This is a genomic window from Mucilaginibacter endophyticus (assembly GCF_003351025.1).
Taxonomy (GTDB): Bacteria; Bacteroidota; Bacteroidia; order Sphingobacteriales; family Sphingobacteriaceae; genus Mucilaginibacter; species Mucilaginibacter endophyticus.
In genome coordinates, this window is record NZ_QPCG01000011.1 from 67,445 (window position 1) to 84,556 (window position 17,112).

The 17,112-nt window shown below is 46.2% G+C and carries 20 protein-coding genes; 11 read left to right on the forward strand and 9 right to left on the reverse strand.

The features are described 5' to 3' along the window. The first annotated feature begins 125 nt into the window (after positions 1-125). The 4 genes from DUL71_RS29455 to DUL71_RS29470 all read left to right on the forward strand — a co-directional run bounded on the left by DUL71_RS29455 (position 126) and on the right by DUL71_RS29470 (position 3,481). Positions 126-989, forward strand: coding sequence for a helix-turn-helix domain-containing protein (locus DUL71_RS29455; protein ID WP_167443320.1), 864 nt, complete (start codon positions 126-128; stop codon positions 987-989). Between the two features lie 27 nt (positions 990-1,016). After that, positions 1,017-1,934 carry an NAD-dependent epimerase/dehydratase family protein gene (locus tag DUL71_RS29460; RefSeq protein ID WP_244228872.1) on the forward strand — a complete coding sequence of 306 codons (918 nt, stop codon included), beginning with the start codon at positions 1,017-1,019 and terminating at the stop codon, positions 1,932-1,934. A gap of 139 nt (positions 1,935-2,073) precedes the next feature. After that, entirely contained in the window at positions 2,074-2,652 is a 579-nt protein-coding gene (locus DUL71_RS29465; RefSeq protein WP_114941402.1) for a TetR/AcrR family transcriptional regulator, read from the forward strand. 52 nt (positions 2,653-2,704) lie between these two features. Continuing rightward, positions 2,705-3,481, forward strand: coding sequence for an SDR family oxidoreductase (locus DUL71_RS29470; RefSeq protein ID WP_114941403.1), 777 nt, complete (start codon positions 2,705-2,707; stop codon positions 3,479-3,481). Between the two features lie 79 nt (positions 3,482-3,560). Here DUL71_RS29470 and DUL71_RS29475 read toward each other — a convergent pair whose 3' ends face one another. The 4 genes from DUL71_RS29475 to DUL71_RS29490 all read right to left on the reverse strand — a co-directional run bounded on the left by DUL71_RS29475 (position 3,561) and on the right by DUL71_RS29490 (position 6,916). Next, positions 3,561-4,952 carry an MFS transporter gene (locus DUL71_RS29475; RefSeq protein WP_114941488.1) on the reverse strand — a complete coding sequence of 464 codons (1,392 nt, stop codon included), beginning with the start codon at positions 4,950-4,952 and terminating at the stop codon, positions 3,561-3,563. 73 nt (positions 4,953-5,025) lie between these two features. Further along, a complete protein-coding gene (locus tag DUL71_RS29480; RefSeq protein WP_161964540.1) occupies positions 5,026-5,601 on the reverse strand; it encodes a TetR/AcrR family transcriptional regulator in 576 nt (191 codons plus the stop codon). Between the two features lie 188 nt (positions 5,602-5,789). After that, complete coding sequence (locus tag DUL71_RS29485) at positions 5,790-6,113, reverse strand: nuclear transport factor 2 family protein (RefSeq protein WP_114941405.1); 324 nt, start codon at positions 6,111-6,113, stop codon at positions 5,790-5,792. Positions 6,114-6,133: 20 nt separating this feature from the next. Beyond that, entirely contained in the window at positions 6,134-6,916 is a 783-nt protein-coding gene (locus DUL71_RS29490) for an SDR family oxidoreductase (protein ID WP_114941406.1), read from the reverse strand. A 135-nt stretch (positions 6,917-7,051) separates the two neighbouring features. Between DUL71_RS29490 and DUL71_RS29495 the strand changes: the two genes are divergently transcribed. Beyond that, positions 7,052-7,438, forward strand: a complete 387-nt coding sequence (locus DUL71_RS29495; RefSeq protein ID WP_114941407.1) for a winged helix-turn-helix transcriptional regulator — start codon at positions 7,052-7,054, stop codon at positions 7,436-7,438. Positions 7,439-7,511: 73 nt separating this feature from the next. Here DUL71_RS29495 and DUL71_RS29500 read toward each other — a convergent pair whose 3' ends face one another. The 5 genes from DUL71_RS29500 to DUL71_RS29520 all read right to left on the reverse strand — a co-directional run bounded on the left by DUL71_RS29500 (position 7,512) and on the right by DUL71_RS29520 (position 12,171). Next, complete coding sequence (locus tag DUL71_RS29500; protein WP_244228873.1) at positions 7,512-8,378, reverse strand: helix-turn-helix domain-containing protein; 867 nt, start codon at positions 8,376-8,378, stop codon at positions 7,512-7,514. A gap of 55 nt (positions 8,379-8,433) precedes the next feature. Further along, positions 8,434-9,342 (reverse strand): NAD(P)H-binding protein, encoded by a 909-nt coding sequence (locus DUL71_RS29505; protein WP_114941409.1) that lies wholly within the window; start codon positions 9,340-9,342, stop codon positions 8,434-8,436. Positions 9,343-9,444: 102 nt separating this feature from the next. After that, entirely contained in the window at positions 9,445-10,356 is a 912-nt protein-coding gene (locus DUL71_RS29510; RefSeq protein WP_341867755.1) for a helix-turn-helix domain-containing protein, read from the reverse strand. An 83-nt stretch (positions 10,357-10,439) separates the two neighbouring features. Further along, the gene (locus DUL71_RS29515; protein ID WP_114941411.1) at positions 10,440-11,201 is read right to left on the reverse strand and encodes an SDR family NAD(P)-dependent oxidoreductase; all 762 of its coding nucleotides are present in this window, start codon (positions 11,199-11,201) and stop codon (positions 10,440-10,442) included. A gap of 232 nt (positions 11,202-11,433) precedes the next feature. Then, positions 11,434-12,171 carry a DUF5020 family protein gene (locus tag DUL71_RS29520; protein WP_161964541.1) on the reverse strand — a complete coding sequence of 246 codons (738 nt, stop codon included), beginning with the start codon at positions 12,169-12,171 and terminating at the stop codon, positions 11,434-11,436. Positions 12,172-12,296: 125 nt separating this feature from the next. Between DUL71_RS29520 and DUL71_RS29525 the strand changes: the two genes are divergently transcribed. The 6 genes from DUL71_RS29525 to DUL71_RS29555 all read left to right on the forward strand — a co-directional run bounded on the left by DUL71_RS29525 (position 12,297) and on the right by DUL71_RS29555 (position 16,958). After that, complete coding sequence (locus tag DUL71_RS29525) at positions 12,297-13,457, forward strand: hypothetical protein (protein ID WP_114941413.1); 1,161 nt, start codon at positions 12,297-12,299, stop codon at positions 13,455-13,457. A 141-nt stretch (positions 13,458-13,598) separates the two neighbouring features. Next, positions 13,599-13,820, forward strand: coding sequence for an integrase core domain-containing protein (locus DUL71_RS32840; RefSeq protein ID WP_425270990.1), 222 nt, complete (start codon positions 13,599-13,601; stop codon positions 13,818-13,820). Next, entirely contained in the window at positions 13,747-14,676 is a 930-nt protein-coding gene (locus DUL71_RS29535; protein ID WP_244228874.1) for a manganese catalase family protein, read from the forward strand. Before DUL71_RS32840 ends, DUL71_RS29535 begins: the two co-directional genes overlap by 74 nt. 169 nt (positions 14,677-14,845) lie before the next feature. After that, the gene (locus DUL71_RS29540; protein ID WP_154402512.1) at positions 14,846-15,232 is read left to right on the forward strand and encodes a hypothetical protein; all 387 of its coding nucleotides are present in this window, start codon (positions 14,846-14,848) and stop codon (positions 15,230-15,232) included. Positions 15,233-15,898: 666 nt separating this feature from the next. Further along, on the forward strand, positions 15,899-16,369 hold the full coding sequence (locus DUL71_RS29550) for a CinA family protein (protein WP_114941418.1): 471 nt from the start codon (positions 15,899-15,901) through the stop codon (positions 16,367-16,369). A 31-nt stretch (positions 16,370-16,400) separates the two neighbouring features. Beyond that, positions 16,401-16,958, forward strand: a complete 558-nt coding sequence (locus tag DUL71_RS29555) for a YciE/YciF ferroxidase family protein (RefSeq protein WP_114941419.1) — start codon at positions 16,401-16,403, stop codon at positions 16,956-16,958. The last annotated feature ends 154 nt before the right edge of the window (positions 16,959-17,112 follow it).

Genomic DNA, 17,112 nt, shown 5'->3' on the forward strand with positions numbered 1-17,112 from the left:
ACGCTGGGACAGCGTGATCTATCTTCGGGCGGTACTCTTGCTGGTGGCTGTTACAGCCCTGATCCTGATCAATTATGTTTAGAGCGGAACGATGGGTTGAAGTTTGATTTTGTTAACTTCGCCGTATGTCAAACCAAGAGATAACCGAAATACCCGAACTTAATCTGGCAGACCTCAGACTAAAAGGTTTTAAAGTTCACGCTATCCCTGCGTCGACAGAGGTTCCGGTCAGGGCCGGCCGCAGGGACTTTTATAAAATGGGGCTGGTTACTGGCGATATGACTGTTGATTATGGTGGTCAACTGGTGGATATTAAGGGGACCGCGCTTTTTTTTGTCAACCCGAATATACCGCATTCACTTGTTCGCCGAATTGACCGTACCAGTGGTTACGCCTGTATCTTTACCGAAACTTTCTTAAGCGGCCGGGAACTACAGGATTCTCCGCTTTTCCGGGCAGGCGGCAACCCGGTCGTACCCCTGAATGCCGAACAGGCCGGCTTTATGACCAGCCTTTTTAGAAAGATGCTGGCAGTTTACCATAGCGACTACATTCACAAGGCCGATCTGATCAGAAACGGCATAGCGCTCATCATCCATGAAGCCTTGCGGATCCAGCCGGCGCAGCATGCATTGCCCTTTAAAAACGGTGCAAGCCGTATTGCCCACCTATTCAGCGACCTTTTGGAAAGACAGTTCCCCATCGAACGCAGCAACGAACCACTTGCCTTGCGCAGTCCGCAGGATTATGCCGGCCAGCTTGCCGTACATGTCAACTACCTGAACCGAGCTGTCAGGGAAACGACGGGCAAACCGACTTCCGCGCATATCGCTGCAAGGATCATAGCAGAAGCGAAAGCGTTACTGCAACATAGTGACTGGAGCGTAGCCGAGATAGCTTATGCGCTTGGATTTGAATATCCTGCCTATTTTAACAACTACTTCAAGCGGCTCACCGGCAGTACGCCCAATAGCTTCCGCAAGGTTTGAAAATCATAATTATTGGTTTGATGCTGAGTGGCCGCATCCGCGCTTTTGGCCCAAATTTGCCCTGTAACATTAAATCATTCAATTATGAAAATTTTAGTAACCGGTGCTACAGGGAAAGTAGGCAGCCGCCTGGTGCCGCGCCTGTTAGCCAAAGGGTATGACGTATCGATATTAGTAAGGGACGTAATAAAGGCGACCGACCTCGTCGGGCTCGGCGCAAGCGCTGTCATCGGCGATCTGTATGAAGCGGCGACCTTGCCGCCGGCCGTAGCCGGTATGGATGCGGTGATCCACCTTGCCGCACTCTTCCGTACCTTTACAGATAACGAAGGCATTGTCAAAACCAATCGCGAGGGCAGCATTGCCTTGGCGCAGGCAGCGCATGGAGCAGGTGTTAAACGCTTTGTTTTTACCAGCACCTCCAATGTATATGGCTCAGGCTACCGCCGCCCCGCCAGGGAGGATGAACAGGTAGACATCAATGACCCCCGGGCCTACCCTGGTAGTAAGATCGCCGCTGAAAGGGAATTGATAGTCATGCAGCAAAATCTTGGGTTCGACGTCCGTATTTTGCGTTTAGGCTTTGTTTATGGTGACAAGGACCCGCACATTGCAGAAATTATCCCTTACATAAAAAAACTAAAGATGCATTCTGGTTCCCGCATGCATATGGTCCATCATCTTGATGTTGCCCAGGCCCTGATCTTGCTGCTTACCACAGATGGGCTGGATGGCGAGATATTTAATGTTGGCGACGACGCCCCGGTCACTTTGTATGAGCTGGCTGATTCTTTAGGCAAAGCGGCAGAAACCTTTGATGAAACAGAAGGGCCGCTTAATGACCCGTTCCAGGGTGTGCAGGACATTTCCAAATTGCGCAAAATGACCGGTTTCCGGCCATTGGTACCAAGCTATAATGTAGCCCGTGATCTTGACATCCTGTAACAATATGCGGTTTGCCGATTTTCGGGCTTAGAAACAATCGATGAAGATTCCCCAAAGAAAGCGCGTCCGGAAACTTACCTCCATGAAAATGACGTAAATCTGAAACAAGTGTTTCAGATTTACGTACCTTTGTATCGTCATGGCGAGAAATGTAGAGTTTAATGAAGCAACAGTTATTCAGAAAGCAATGGAAGTTTTTTGGAAGAAGGGCTACAATGCCACTTCGCTTCGAGACCTTACCGACGCCATGCAGATCAACAGTAGCAGCCTGTATAACACGATCGGTGACAAACAGGAATTATTTGTTCGTTGTGTGCAGCACTATACCGATATCAGAAAACAGGATTGGAATAAGCGCTTGTCAAGCAAAAGATCACCCTTATCGGTGTTGATCGACTACATTCATGAAGCGGTTAATGTTATTATTAACGGTGAAGATAGCTGCATGGCGGTGAAAAGCGCATTTGAGGTCGCCACGAATGACGAGCGCGTAAAGCAGATCCTGATCGCCGATGACCAGCGTTCCTACCAGTTTTTATATGACCTGATCAAAAAAGCTATGGATAAAGGCGAGATCAGCAATGAAGAAGATCCGGCTCTGCTGGCCGACTATTTTAACAGTACCTGGACAGGTTGGTATGAGTCCTACATCCTACACAAAGACCCTGTTAAGATCAAACGCATGGCCGAATATTTTATCAAACAATTAACTAAATAATTTTTTTTAATTAATTCTGAAACACTTGTTTTAGAATAAAAACAACACAAATATGGAATTAAAAGATCTGAAAGGGAAAAGAGCACTGGTTACCGGTGGTACGAAAGGTATTGGTAAAGCAATTGCAGATGAATTAGCGGCAGCCGGCGCAGAAGTGATCGTAAGCGCCAGGACAAAACCGGAAACGACGCTTCATCATTTTATCGCGGCTGACCTGACCGACGCTGATCAGGTTACAGCGCTTGCTCGGGAAATTATCAATACGTATGGTGGCATAGATATTTTGATCAATAACGTTGGTGGGCTGACTACTCCCGGTGGTGGTCATAGCGCGCTGTCTGATGCTCACTGGCAGCAGGAATTAAATCTCAACCTGATCTCCGCTACCCGGCTTGACAGGATATTGCTGCCGCAAATGATCGAACAAAAAAAAGGCGTGATCATCCATATTTCATCTGTCGCCGGTAAACAGGCGCTTTGGAATCTGAATATGGCATATGCGGTATCCAAAGCCGCACTGAACAGTTATAGCAAAGCTTTGGCAACTGAACTGGCCGATAAAGGCGTTCGTGTGCTGACCGTTGCACCGGGCGCTACGCGAACAGAACCGATGGTAAAATTTTTAAATGACTACGCAACCTCTGCCGGCATCACGCCGGAAGAGGGAATGAAACAGCTAATGGCGCAGACCGGTGGTATTCCGATGGGTCGCATGGCCGAGCCGGAAGAAGTGGCACAGCTCGTGCACTTTTTGGTATCTCCGTCTGCTGCCTATCTGACAGGGACGATCTACGCAATCGACGGTGGTTCTCTGCCGGTAGTGGCGTAACAAAATCTGGCAGCCACGCTTTGAGGCACTCATAATATTCATTAAGTGCATGATAAAGTCCGGTCGTTACGACCGGACTTTATTTTTTATCCAATCTTTTCCAGCACAATATTGCTGCAACTCCTAAAGACAGCGCTATGGCTGAGGCAGATATGCTGAAGCCCGACTTAATTTCAGATGCGCTTGCGCCATCTGGCGCCAATGTAAAGAAAAGTCCCCCGATCAAAGCAACAAAGACCGCAGCGCTTATTTGAAAAGTGGCGCTTACCAGACCCGCTGCCAAGCCTGAAAAGCGCAGATCGACCTGATCGACATTTAGGCGCACCAGTGCGGGGACGGCAATTCCTTGTCCGAGCCCTATAATAAAGAGCGGTATAAAAAGATAGGAAGTGATCCCATTCAGGGAAAGTCCAGCAGCGAAGAGCAGTCCGGTTACTTCCAGAATCATTCCAAAGGCTGCCGTTCGCGAACCCAATCGGCTAACGATAGCCGGGCTACACCAGGGGCCGAGGAAGAAACCGATTCCGAGTGGTAGAATGGCTAAACCTGTCGCCAGCGTGTCGTGACCTAGGGCACCCTGCTCATATACAGCAAAGATCAGGAAGAAAGATGCCAGGGCGTAAAAAAAGAAGGCTGCAGCCACATTCTTTCGTAATCCGCCTTTCATCAATAAGGATGGATAAATCAATGGCGAGGCACCTCTTAACTCCTTTTTCTTTTCGTAACGCCAGAATACTGTTAGCAAAGGTATACTTGTTATCAGCAGGATTATGCACCACCACGGCCAGTGCTTTTCGCGTCCCTCGATAAGCGGAAGCACAAAGGCCAATAGCCCGGCAGCGAGCAATATGGCACCCGGAATGTCCAACACTTCAGACTTTTCAGCACGATTTTCCCTCAATAAAAGGGAAGCGGCCGGTACAGCAAGCACGATTACCGGCAAATTGATGAGGAAAACACTTCGCCAGCCCAGGTCAAACAGGTTAGCCGATACCAGCACGCCACCCAACAATTGTCCGGCTACAGACGCGAGGCCGAAAGTTGCCCCATAAAAGCTAAGGGCCCGGTTCTTTTCCTGCGCAGGAAAAATAGCATGAATAGATGCCAGCGACTGCGGGCCCATGATAGCTGCCATCACACCTTGTAATAACCTACCCGCCACTAATACCGCCGGAGACGGTGCAAAACCGCATAAGGCAGATGCTATTCCGAAGCCGAACATGCCAAAAATGAACACCCGCTTCCTTCCGTATATATCCCCTAACCGGCCACCCAGTATCAGTGAGACGGCATATGCAGCAGCGTAGACGGACACGACCAATTGGGAATCGGCCGGGGAGGCATGGAGATTGGTACGAATAGCAGGTAATGCTACATTAACGATAAAAAAATCCAGCGGTGGTAAAAATGTACCGGTCAGCAATACCGCCAGCGCCATCCACCGGCGAGGGTCAACAATATTTCGTTCCATTGATTCCATTGAATTTACTTGTTCTTTATATCTATAACCAACCTATCGTTCCAAAATAGATCAAAAAAAATTATCAACGAATCACATTGATTATAAAATCCGTCAATTGATACAATCGTTTTTTATCGTTAAAAAGAAGATCAGCATTCCATAATGATGCAAAATTGGAAACTATGAAATAAGCCAGTAAAGTAGGATCCTTCTCTGCAGAAAGGTCGCCTTCCTGTTGCGCCTTAATAAATAAACTCTCAAAAAGCTTCAGAGAATTATTGGCTTGTTGTTTAAGCAGTCGGTTTACATCTTCGTCTATACGGGAAAGCTCAAAAGTTGAATTGATCGATAAACAGGTTTTCGTATCAATCAATATAGTTTTAACAACATCTTTGATGATAGCAATAGCCGATTCGATAGCGGACACTCCTTTACCGGCGGAATTTTGGTAGCTTAATTCTTTTTCCTGGATATAATCATTCAGGCATTTCAAAAAAAGATCGTGCTTATTGCCAAAGCTGTCGTAAATGCTGCTCCTGTTTATAGCTAACGCGTCTACCAAATCATTCATGGTGGTGGCCTGGTAACCCTTTTCCCAAAAAAGATCACGAGCCAGCCTTAGCTTATCCTGATAATCAAACTCTTTGTTTCTTGGCACAGTCAAATGTAAAAATAAAAAACCTATCGTTCCAAAACAATTTTTTCATTTATAGATTATAGTATGTCATAGCCAATTTTGGGATGATGGCTAAGAGAGCCACCATCTAAAACAGTTAAAACATTTGTCTTTAAAAAAATCTTGTTCAAAATGCAAAAGAACGGCTAATTTTAGCCGTTCTTTTGCATTTATCCTGTAACTTTTAATGCGTGGATCAGTCCATCAATTATTTCTAAACGATAGCTCAGCACGGTAGAGCTGCCTTCAAATTTCCCCGAAGTATTTGCCTTTAAAATGTTTTCCGTTCCTTTTTCTTCAAAGCCGACCGGCTGTATGGTAGCCTCGTATCGAGCGTTGGCGTCCGCGATCCAGAGTTCTATCTCTTTTCGCCCTTTGTGCGTTTTGCCTTCGTCATAAACCACGGCTGTTTCTGAAAAACAGTTTGCATAAGCAACGCTATCAAAGTTATTTTGTGTTTTTACTAAATCTGATACTACTTTTGGTAAGTTCATTATTTAATATTTTGTGTTTATTAAATTGTCGGTACCGTTCCGCCGTCAATAACGAAATTTGTTCCTGTTAAGTAATTGGCTCTTGGCGACACCAAAAAGCCAACCAGTTCGGCTACCTCTGCAGGTTCGGCAGGCCTGCCGTAAGGTATGCCGCCCAAGGCATCCATCACACTTTGCTGAGCTTCTTCTACGGTGCTGTTTGCATTTCTTGCAATCTCGCCCAACCAGGCTATTGATGCCGTTGTATTGATCCATCCCGGCGAAACAGTCAGCACGCGGACACCTTTTGGTGTAACTTCTTTCGATAAACTTTTACTGTAATTGATCAATGCTGCCTTTGAAGCTGCGTAGGGCAGGGTAGAGTCATATAACGGCAGTATACCCTGGATGGAAGCGATGTGGATAATAACCCCACTTTTCCGGTCAATCATTTGTGGTAAAAATCCCCTGTCGAGCCTGACAGTAGCCAGTAAATTGGCTTGCAGCGTTGATTCCCAGTCCTCATCATTCAATGCCGCAAAACCGCCGGCAGGTGTTGATGAACCACCCAGGTTGTTGACCAGGATATCCAGCCTGCCATTGGCCCCAAGCACTTCGTTAATTACTTTTTGTGCATCATCTGCCTTGCTCAGATCGGAAGGAATAAAATGCAGGCTGCCGTTATCTTTTTCGGGCGTATTTCTTGCTGTTATAATTACCGTTGCACCAGCTTGTAGCAGCCTTTCTGCAATAGCCTTTCCGGCGCCTTTGGTGCCTCCTGTTACCAGGGCAATTTTGCCTGATAGCTCATTTTGATAATCCATATAGATTTTGTTTTAAATTTCTTTTGTGCAAATCTCTGATGTACGTTAGCCCCTCACAAGTACGGAGTTACGATTCGGATAGGGATAAATTTTTCCCCTATTGCACAGATTTGGATATAGGTTTAGTTTTGCGTTATGTATGAAAGGAAAGTAATGCCGAACCTGAATTGTGGGCTCGACCTGATAGGTGAAGTTCTGTACGGCAAATGGAAAATACGCCTGCTTTGGTTTATCGATCAGGGGCATCAACGTCCGAGCGAACTGCAACGCAAAATTCCCGATGCATCACGCAGGGTTTTAAACATGCAGCTGAATGAATTGGAAAAACACGAACTGATTACCAGAAAAATTTATCCCGTTGTACCGCCGAAAGTAGAATATAGCCTTACGGATTTTGGTAAGACGGTAATCCCCGTGATTGCCGCCTTAGGCCAGTGGGGCGATGAGCACGAAGACCGTTTACGCGATGTGATCTTAAAACAAATTTCGATTTCGGATTTGGACGAAAATCTAATTCGTTAAGCTGTTGATCAAATTTTAATTTATTGGTCAAGCCCCGTTTTATATCCGCTTAATGTTTTAGGCCCAACCGTTTTTAATTAAAAGACCGCCTGAATTCGACAGGTGAGAGGCTGGTCTTGGTCTTGAATAGTTTGCTGAAGGACTGAGGATGTTCAAAGCCTAACTGGTAAGCGATCTCGCTGACAGTAAGATCAGTTAAAGACAGTTTTTCCTTTGCTTTTTCAATCAGCTTATCATGTATATGTTGCTGGGTACTTTGTCCGGTTAGTACCTTGAGCATCACGCTTAGGTAGTTGGTTGAAACATTCAGCCGGTCTGCCACATATTGAACAGTCGGCAATCCCTGGCTTAGCATCTCGCTGTCACTGAGAAATTCGGCAAGGATATTTTCCAGTCGTTCCAGCAACTGCTGGTTGGCGATCTTCCGGGTAAGGAACTGCCGGTGATAAAACCTGTCGGCGTAGGTAAGAAGTAGTTCCAGCTGCGCGAGGATTACCGAATGGCTAAACTGGTCGAGGTTAGCCTGCGACTCCAACTGCATTTGCTGCATCAGGTTAATGATGATGTCTTCCTCTTTTTCAGAAACGAAAAGCGCTTCATGAACGGTATAACCGAAATACGCGTAATGTTTAATAGCGGCGGCAGCCGGGGTATTCCATAAAAAATCCGGGTGCACCAACAGCATCCAACCGCTATGCCGGATGGTTTCTCCGTTTTGAGGTTCAATGCCGAATACCTGACCAGGCGCAATAAAAAACATGATACCCGCATCAAAGTCATACGTTTGTTGCCCGTATTTTAGCTTGGCATTGAAATCCCTTTTTAGCGAAATGGAATAAAAATCGAACACTAAACTGAACCGCTCCGCAGATGGCAGCTGTTTAATTTCGGCGTAATTGATGATGCTGATCAGCGGGTGATGCGGCTGCGGTAACCGCATCAATCGGTGGTATTCGCTGATAGACTTTATACGATGTAGTGTTGGCTGGCGCATATTAATGACCTCCCGAATCCCCTTTGTTGTAGGCAGCCGCAAATTCGGGCGCATAATCTTCCAGTTTTATTTCGCCCAGGGCTGCCGGTTTGTGAAGATAATAATCTTCCCAGAATCTACCATGGCGGGCTGCCGCATACATTTCCACCAAACCCCTTGCAATAGCTGGCTGCATGCCAATTGTTTCCAACCCTTGCTGCACCTGGTCGTCAGGCACTACCAGCCATTGCAGATCAGGGCTGCCAATAGCTTCGCCAAGAATGGCTGCCGTTTCTGCTCCGGTACGCTCATCACTCGCCACATAACGAATGGTTGTTCCGGGTGTACTGCTTTGCAATTCTTCGGCGATGGTCGCTGCAATATCTTTGGGCGATACCCAGATTATCTTCTCATCACCATAATTGACCGCGATGGCACCTGCATTCCGGATGGCCGGAATGTAAGCTAATAAGTTATAATAGAACGAGGTGGGGCGCATGATAGAAAAAGCGGCGGTTGCAGCATCGCGTATGATGGCCTCCACTTCGTGGTATACCTGAATGATGCCATTACCCTGGTCCAGATGCGCGCCGATACTGCTCAGCAGCACTACCCGCTTAACACCTGCATGGCTGATGGCCTGCGCATAGCTTCGGGCTACCTGGCGCGTGTAGCCCGGCAGGTCGAGATCCTGGTTAAAATAGTTGGTTGGCGGTATCATGCAATACACCGCGTCTGCGTCGCGGAAGGCAGCAGAAAGAAATTCGGGATCGGTGACCGACCCAATGGCTGCCTTTGCGCCCAAAGCCTCAATCGCGGGCTGTTGAGCCTCACGGCTGCTGATTACAGTCACCGCATGGCCCTTTTGGATCAATTTCTCTGTTAATGGTTTACTGATGTGCCCTAATGAGCCTGTTACAATGATCTTCATAGTTTTTGGTTTTGATGATACAAAGATGTACCGATTCAAGAATTTCCACTTAGCCTAATCTTGCATCATTGTAGCCGATTCGTGTCGCGGGGCATATTTTGTTCAGTTCAAAGATGATTTGAATTGAGCCGGGGATAACTGAGTTTTGATCTTGAACAAACGGCTGAACGATTGAGGATGTTCAAAACCTAATTGATAGGCTACTTCGCTTATGCTCAATGTAGTTGTCGCAAGCAATTCTTTCGATTTCTCGATGATACATTCATGGATGTGTTGTTGCGCGCTAAGTCCGGTAAGGGAGCGCAACATATCGCTCAGATAGTTAGGCGTATAATTTAATTGTTCGGCCAGGTGCTGCACTGTGGGTAAACCCTTGTTTGCAGATTCGTTGTTTTGAATATAACTGTTTAGTGCGGCCTCGAACTGCTGTAGCAAATCGCTCGTTGCTGCCTGCCTGGTCAGAAACTGGCGCTTGTAAAAACGTCTGGCGTAGGTTAACAAGAGCTCTATTTGGGCAATTACCAATTCCTGGCTGAAATCGTCTATGCGGCTGTTCAGCTCCTCTTCAATGATCTTAAAAATGGCTGTAACTGTTTTTCTTTCCTGTTCAGAAAGGTGAAGTGCTTCGTTTGATGAATATGAAAAAAAGCCATACTGCCTTACCTTGGCAGCAAGCGGATAACCCTGTAGAAAATCCTGGTGAAAGATCAGGGAATAGCCCTCATTTCCTTTGTACATGGATGTGCTGCCAACCACCTGGTTAGGCGCGGTGAACACCATGCTTCCTTCGTCAAAATCGTAATAGCCCTGGCCATACCTGAATTTACCACCCAGTTTTTCAATAAAGGATATTTTATATAACGAGGTAACATAGCTTACAGGTAAGCGGCTTAGATTGATCCGTTCATCGCGTGTATCAAAAAGGGTGATCAATGGATGCGTCGGTCCGGGCAGATCCAGCATACGGTGAACTTTTCTGATCGATTCTATTTTAGGGATCTTAGGCTTTTCCATTTTCATTATTAAAAGTAATAAATATGACCGGCACCTGTTTCAGCTGCCGGTCATTTGGACAATTAGTCTTCAGGATAAGTGCATTACCAGGGTAATTTGCCTTCGGGGCCGGTAAAGCCGCCTGTCGGCCCGTCCGTTTCCAGGGCAACGCGCACCGGCTTGCGTGAGCCTACCTCAAGGCTGTCGGTACCTTGAAAGTTATTGAGGGCTGTAGCGGTGTAGCCCGGACTGGTCGCGTTCACTTTGATGCCTTCTTTTTCCAACTCTAAGGCAAAGGCCAGCGTAACAGCGTTGAGGGCTGTTTTAGATGCTGCGTAGACGATACCGAAGTGTTCACGTGCCCAGCACTCCGGATCTGAGATCCAGGTCAACGAGCCCAGGCCGCTGGATACATTAACTATGCGTGCTGCCGATGATCTTCGTAAAAGCGGCAATGCTGCCTGGGTAACAGCGATCACACCAAATACATTGGTTTCCCAAACAGTGCGTACTTCATCCAGCGATACATTTACGGCACGGCCGGTAGCCATTAGTTCCTCCGGGTTCTTAGGAGCGTTTCCACCGTGAGAAATACCTGCATTGTTCACCAACAGGTCGAGACGGTCATATTCGCCGGTTATTTTTGCAATGGCTGCATGAATACTTTCCTGGTCTTTAACGTCCAACTGCACGGCTTTTGCATTATCTCCTATTGCGGCTGCTGCCTTTTCACCATTCTCTAATTTACGGGATCCCAGGTAAACTATGTAGCCATTAGCCGCAAGCGCTTTGGCTATCTCATTACCGACACCCTGATTAGCGCCGGTAACCAGCGCGATGAGTTGATTATTATTTTGATTTTCCATACGATCAATGATTTTATTATTACAAAGTTCATGATCGCGGTTTGTGCAGTTTTAACCAAATCAAGGATATTCATAACCTAATCATCGCCAATCCAAAATTTAGGCCTCCAATAATCTATGGGCTTCGCTTAATGATCTTATGTTCAGTAAGTTCGTATTTGTCTCCGGCGCATTCCGGGCAGAATTCAAAAAATAGGGCAGGAGCGCTTGAACTGAACTCTACATGCATCTCTCATAATTTCAGCCTCACCGCGATCGTCGGGTACGCTTGCAACCTGTCGCTGGCGTCCAGAACATGGTAATATAAATTGATTTTCGACCCGATGGCGACGGCTTTTCTGAGCTTATACCAAACCTGTGGTTCTGCAAAAAAGGAAATTTGTTTGCTGCGCAATCCCGAAGTAAGTTCATCGCCATGATTACGGTTTTGCGACCACAGGGAAAGGTCACCGGAAAACTCAGCCCTGTAATGAAACAGCCCCTGCCAGAAATAGAAAGAATAAGAAAGATCCCGGCTTGGTTTTTGATAAGCGGCATATTTCAGATCCAGCTCACTGCTTACAAAGGCGGACCCCAGCTTAAACGGGTAGTTGATGCCAATGGAATACTTATTAACAATATAGTAGCTGTACTGAGGTGGGGCAGTTACTCCCAATCCGCCTTCATATTGTACGTTGACATATAACTTAGGTTTCCACAAACGGAGCTGCTGGAAGACCTGCATGTAGACCTGGCTGATATTGGACTGGCTGCCTCCCAGATCCGCCTGTGTCTTGAGTAGAAAAGGGCCCAGGGTTTTAGGGATTTTACCCGTATCAGCATTTCTGAAATATTCAAAATAAAGCGTGGGGTAATCTTTAGCCGAATGTTTCGGGTCGATCGTGTGCCGGAGGTCGTAATGGAGCTGCAGGGATTGGGCACAGGCCTTAGCATTGATGAAGATGAAGGATAACACAAGAAATAGTTTCATAATGGACGGGTAAGAAAGTGCGGGATTGCACATCACAAAGCTGGGCCTTAAGGAAAAAATAGCGCGGTAATGGCGCGGTAATATGACGGAATTGTATATTTAACGGCAAAAATGGTTTCTAAAGGATGGAAGGAACAGATGATATTATTTTCCGGCAGCTCTATCGTGAGGCTTACAGCCTGTGCTTTAAGAAGTCCTTGCAAAAAACGGTGTCGGAAACGGAAAGCAAACTTTTCTATAACGAGATCCTGGAGCAAACCGGCCTGACCGTAGGCTGGCGCAGCCTTAAAAATTATTCATTTTATGTACTTGGTGAAAACAGTGACCGGCAGGAGAACCCGTCGGTAGCCACGCTGGATACGCTTGCGCGTTACGTATTGAAAGCGCCTTTTACCACTGAACTTGTCCGTAAGCAGAATGAAGCGCACCATCCGTACTGGTATTTATACCGAGCAAGGTCGTTGGAAAATACCATTCCTACCATAACGCAGAAAAAGCAGCCAAATGCAAAATGGATAGTAGCTATAGCCTTCATACTGCTCCTGACAGGAACGGCGATAACCCTCTGGCTTAATTGGCACGGGCCGGATACTTTTACAGAAAACTTTGAGAACGAGGATATGACAAGAAGTGGCTGGCAGCTTCAAAATATAAACCCAGATTACTGGAACAAGCGTAAAATAAATCCACATGCATTGACCCTATATACTTTGCCGGGTGACAACTGGCCGGATAGTGCCGCATCTCCAGCCATCCAAAATCTGTTGATCAGGCGCCTGCCGCAGGATTGTTTTCAACTCGAGCTTCAAATGGAGAATTTTATCCCGTCAGGAGAGTGGCAACAGGCCGGTGTGTTGTTGCTGGCAGACAGCAGCCTGAACAGTGCCTCCATACGCATGTCGCTGGCCTTTAACGATTTTTTTGGCGGCAATGACCTGCCTAAGGAGATCATCGTTCAAGCGATATCCTCACTGGGCAACGGCGCGAAACCGGAGGAGTTCATCCATTACAAAGTGCTGGCACCTGACAGCGCGGCGAAAAAACCAATCTTGTTCGGGAACCTGAAGCACACCGCCTTACGTATCGAAAAGAAAGGCAAAGCTTACCGTTTTCTTTACGCCGGCGGATTTACCGAAGAGGAAGCTTTTAAAGAGCTGGCTGTAAAGAACCACGACATCGTACCGCGCTATGTGGCCATATTTGCGCTGAAAGGTAGGGTCAACCATACGCAGATTGTACCGGTTAGCATTAAAAAGTTCATGCTGCAATCCATACCCTGCCAATGATATGCCCGAAACAGGGAAAGCGTTTTAGGCATTTTGTAACATGAAATTGTCTTACGTTTAATCCGGCCTTGCTTTATTAACTGTCTTCTGGAATCCATACCAATCTGTATTTAAAACAACCAACCCAAAAATATCGCTTACATCAAGGACGAATTCTTTCCAAAAAAGGTTTATCAGAACCACAAGGAGGCAAAGAAAAGTATCGCAGTGATCATAGGCCATTACAACGAGCGGCGCCCTCATGCAAGCTTGAATTTCCATACGCCGGACCAAGCAAATGGCATGTCTGGTGAAATTCAAAAGCGTTGGAAAGGATATTCGAGTGTCGAAGCCCGATCCACGGTTTGCGCGCTTGCTGCTTGAGCAATTTGGCGGCGCAAATGGCGAGCTCAAGGCTGCTATGCAGTACTTTACACAGGCATTTTCCTGTAAACAGCCTTACCCGGATAAGTATGATTTGCTGATGGATATCAGCATTGAAGAATTCAGCCACCTCGAGATTGTTGGGGCTACTATTCAAATGTTGCTGAGCGGTGTAAGCGGCGACCTCAAAGCTTCGGCAGATGAATCGGAAATTATGCAAACCATGAATGGTAAAGCAGCTAAGGAAAGCTTCATGCACGAGGCCATGTTCAATCCACAGTTTGCTGTGCTTAGTGGCGGGGGGCCAACCTTAACAGATAGCAACGGTAACCCATGGACAGCTGCCTATGTAACCGCAAATGGCGATTTGACTGTCGATCTCCGTTCAAATATCGCTGCCGAATCGCGCGCCAAAATTGTTTATGAATACCTGATGTCGTTTACGGATGATCCTTATGTAAAAGAAACACTTCGTTTTCTCATGACCCGCGAAGTGGCTCACTATCAGCAATTCGAAGCTGCGCTGAATAGTATACAGCCAAACTTCCCGCCGGGCGTGTTACAAAGTGATCCCAGATATAGTAACCTATACTTCAACATGTCTGACGGAGTCGAAATAAAAGGTGCCTGGAATGAAGGACAAAGCACACAGTTACGAGAAGAATGGCAATATGTGGCCGAACCGTTGGAGAAGGTGAAGAAAAGCAATGGCCTCACCGAATGTGAGCCTGAAGGTACCGAAAGAACAGAGAAAGAGGTATTGCAGGCCGATAAAGCCCTGGCGAAAGAACGGAGCGAGGAAATCAAACAAGCTACGCCGTTAAAAGCCATTCAATGGAGTACTTACGGTGAATAATTTGAGGTGATAGGTTGATTGTTGAGGCTGGTTTCCGTATGGGGCCGGCCTTTTATATCCGTTATTCATGCCAATTGTTCAACCAATTATGCGGCTTTAATACAATTCAACTTTAGAGTTTCCTCCTTACATAAACACATCATTTACAATGTTAACAAACAACGTACTTATGAACGATAATCTAACAGAAAACGGCAATCAGCCCTTAACAACACAAGGCGATACCGATAACAAGGCAGACCAATTAGGAGGAACAACCAACCTCCCGCCCGAACAGTTAAAAAAGGAAGGCGGTATATCAAGCAGTGACGAAGACAACCCTTACAATATCAGCGATCCCGACGATCTTCACGAAATACGGGTAGGGGATGATATCGGTGAGCCGGATCCCGAAGGTTTTCAACCTAATCAAGATAATGATGGCGCTGCAGAATCGCAGTCGGCTGGTTTACAGGATGCCCAGCAAATTATCGACGGCGCCCGCAACGAAGACCAGCTTGACAGACTGAAAGAAAATGCAGAACAAAGAGAAGATGAAGACGATGAAAATCTTTAAGGTTACATTTAGCACAACAAGGCAAGTCATTAATCAGTACTTGCCTTGTTGATTGTTTGCTCAATGTGTTTATATAAATTCCGCTTTCATCTCAATGCCACTACAGTTTATGCCAGTATGAACCATATGCGCTCAGGTTGATGTTTTGTCCATTGTAAATGAAGTGTTGTTTGCTAGGGCTAAAATTATGGACTATTAATGAGCGTTTCCATGGTCGTCATATAACAGCGCCAGCATTTCATCCGGAAACTTTAATAATTCAAATTTACCATAATCAATTTCCGAAATTGATGAAAATAGGAGCGCCTCGTCGGCTTGATCGACTGCGAATATTAAATCCGTATTTGCGGATAAGATTGCGGTCGTGGTCCAATTAGAAAAATGATCAAAGAAATTCCCAAGCAATCTTCTCAGCAACTTTTAAGAATGTCGGTTTGCAAACTGCGGTTAATTTAACGCGATTGTGGAAACTACTTAAAATGCGTCGTATTAATCACAATTCGAACGTTTTCGTCTAAAAGCGCCAATCCAAAATAACCGGATGCTGTTTATCCCTTATGATGTCACAAGCCTCATTGAAAAATAAAATGATCGCTGATTTTGCTTTCAGCTGCGCTGATAGTTGCCAATGTTTTATTTATTCAAAAACAAGTAGTTGAACAAATAATGGAAAAGAAGATTGCTGATTGCGCTAAAGTACTGGCTCAAAAAAAATTGAACATCGCTTTCGTTGAAAGTGCGACAGCGGGCTGGCTGTGTTCAGAATTTGCGTTGACCGAACAATCCGGGCAAATACTGAAAGGTGGCATCACCTGTTATGACGCTTCGCTGAAGGAAAGCTTACTGGGTGTACGGCATGAGTTGATCGCTGCGTTTACACCTGAATCGCAGGAAGTGACTGATGAGCTCGCGCGCTGCTTGGGCAATCTGATTCCCGCCGATATCTATGTGGCCGTAACCGGCCTGACCACTCCGGGAGGCAGTGAAACGCGACAAAAGCCGGTAGGGACAATGTTCGTCTCAGTCCTGTACAATCAGCAAATTTTCCGGCTACGAAAAGTTTTCACCGGTGATTGCGAAACGATCATCATAAAGACTATTGCCGCCACAGCTGAACTCATAATGAACACAGAATAATCAAATCATTTACTTCAAAATCATAAAAAAAATGCCTACAAAAAACACCAAAAGTACGGCCGCATCAGCTGCAAGCCGTACACCGGAAGCCGAAAGCGCTTTGAAAGAATTATTCATTGACGAATTAAAAGACATTTATTGGGCAGAAAAGCATCTTGCGTCGGCCTTACCCAAACTTCTTAAAGGCGCGACATCGGAAGATCTCAAGCAAACCCTTACAAATCATTTGGAAGAAACCAAAAACCACGTGGCCCGCTTGGAAAACGTCTTCGAATCATTAGGAGGAAAAGCCTCTGCCAAAAAGTGCCTGGCCATGGAGGGTTTGTTGAACGAAGCAACAGAACTGTTATCTGATACCGATAAGGGCACGGAGGTCCGTGACGTGGCGATCATCTCTGCAGCGCAGAAAGTAGAGCACTATGAAATTGCTTCATACGGAACTTTACGCACTCTTGCAGGTACTTTAGGGTTCAGCGAAGCACAAAGCCTGTTAGATGAAACGTTGGCCGAAGAGAAAAACGCCGATCAGTTATTGACCCAGGTTGCGGAAAACTATGTAAATGAGGCGGCAGCCTCAGAAAGCGAATAGTCATTTGGACGGGGCAGGAAGGCTGCCCCGTCTATTATATACGGGACTCGCTATATTAGGCGATAGGTTTCAATTCAAAAAATATTGCGGCCGCCGATCTTGCCGTATCCGAGATATCATATCATACCTGTTTCGTTATCGAAGCCTACTTTCA

Coding starts and splice junctions, on each gene's coding strand:
- DUL71_RS29455 (WP_167443320.1), top strand. CDS start 126: ATGTCAAACCAAGAGATAACCGAAATACCCGAACTTAATCTGGCAGAC.
- DUL71_RS29465 (WP_114941402.1), top strand. CDS start 2,074: ATGGCGAGAAATGTAGAGTTTAATGAAGCAACAGTTATTCAGAAAGCA.
- DUL71_RS29470 (WP_114941403.1), top strand. CDS start 2,705: ATGGAATTAAAAGATCTGAAAGGGAAAAGAGCACTGGTTACCGGTGGT.
- DUL71_RS29475 (WP_114941488.1), bottom strand. CDS start 4,952: ATGGAACGAAATATTGTTGACCCTCGCCGGTGGATGGCGCTGGCGGTA.
- DUL71_RS29485 (WP_114941405.1), bottom strand. CDS start 6,113: ATGAACTTACCAAAAGTAGTATCAGATTTAGTAAAAACACAAAATAAC.
- DUL71_RS29490 (WP_114941406.1), bottom strand. CDS start 6,916: ATGGATTATCAAAATGAGCTATCAGGCAAAATTGCCCTGGTAACAGGA.
- DUL71_RS29495 (WP_114941407.1), top strand. CDS start 7,052: ATGTATGAAAGGAAAGTAATGCCGAACCTGAATTGTGGGCTCGACCTG.
- DUL71_RS29500 (WP_244228873.1), bottom strand. CDS start 8,378: ATGCGGTTACCGCAGCCGCATCACCCGCTGATCAGCATCATCAATTAC.
- DUL71_RS29505 (WP_114941409.1), bottom strand. CDS start 9,342: ATGAAGATCATTGTAACAGGCTCATTAGGGCACATCAGTAAACCATTA.
- DUL71_RS29510 (WP_341867755.1), bottom strand. CDS start 10,356: ATGGAAAAGCCTAAGATCCCTAAAATAGAATCGATCAGAAAAGTTCAC.
- DUL71_RS29515 (WP_114941411.1), bottom strand. CDS start 11,201: ATGGAAAATCAAAATAATAATCAACTCATCGCGCTGGTTACCGGCGCT.
- DUL71_RS29520 (WP_161964541.1), bottom strand. CDS start 12,171: ATGAAACTATTTCTTGTGTTATCCTTCATCTTCATCAATGCTAAGGCC.
- DUL71_RS29525 (WP_114941413.1), top strand. CDS start 12,297: ATGGAAGGAACAGATGATATTATTTTCCGGCAGCTCTATCGTGAGGCT.
- DUL71_RS29540 (WP_154402512.1), top strand. CDS start 14,846: ATGAACGATAATCTAACAGAAAACGGCAATCAGCCCTTAACAACACAA.
- DUL71_RS29550 (WP_114941418.1), top strand. CDS start 15,899: ATGGAAAAGAAGATTGCTGATTGCGCTAAAGTACTGGCTCAAAAAAAA.
- DUL71_RS29555 (WP_114941419.1), top strand. CDS start 16,401: ATGCCTACAAAAAACACCAAAAGTACGGCCGCATCAGCTGCAAGCCGT.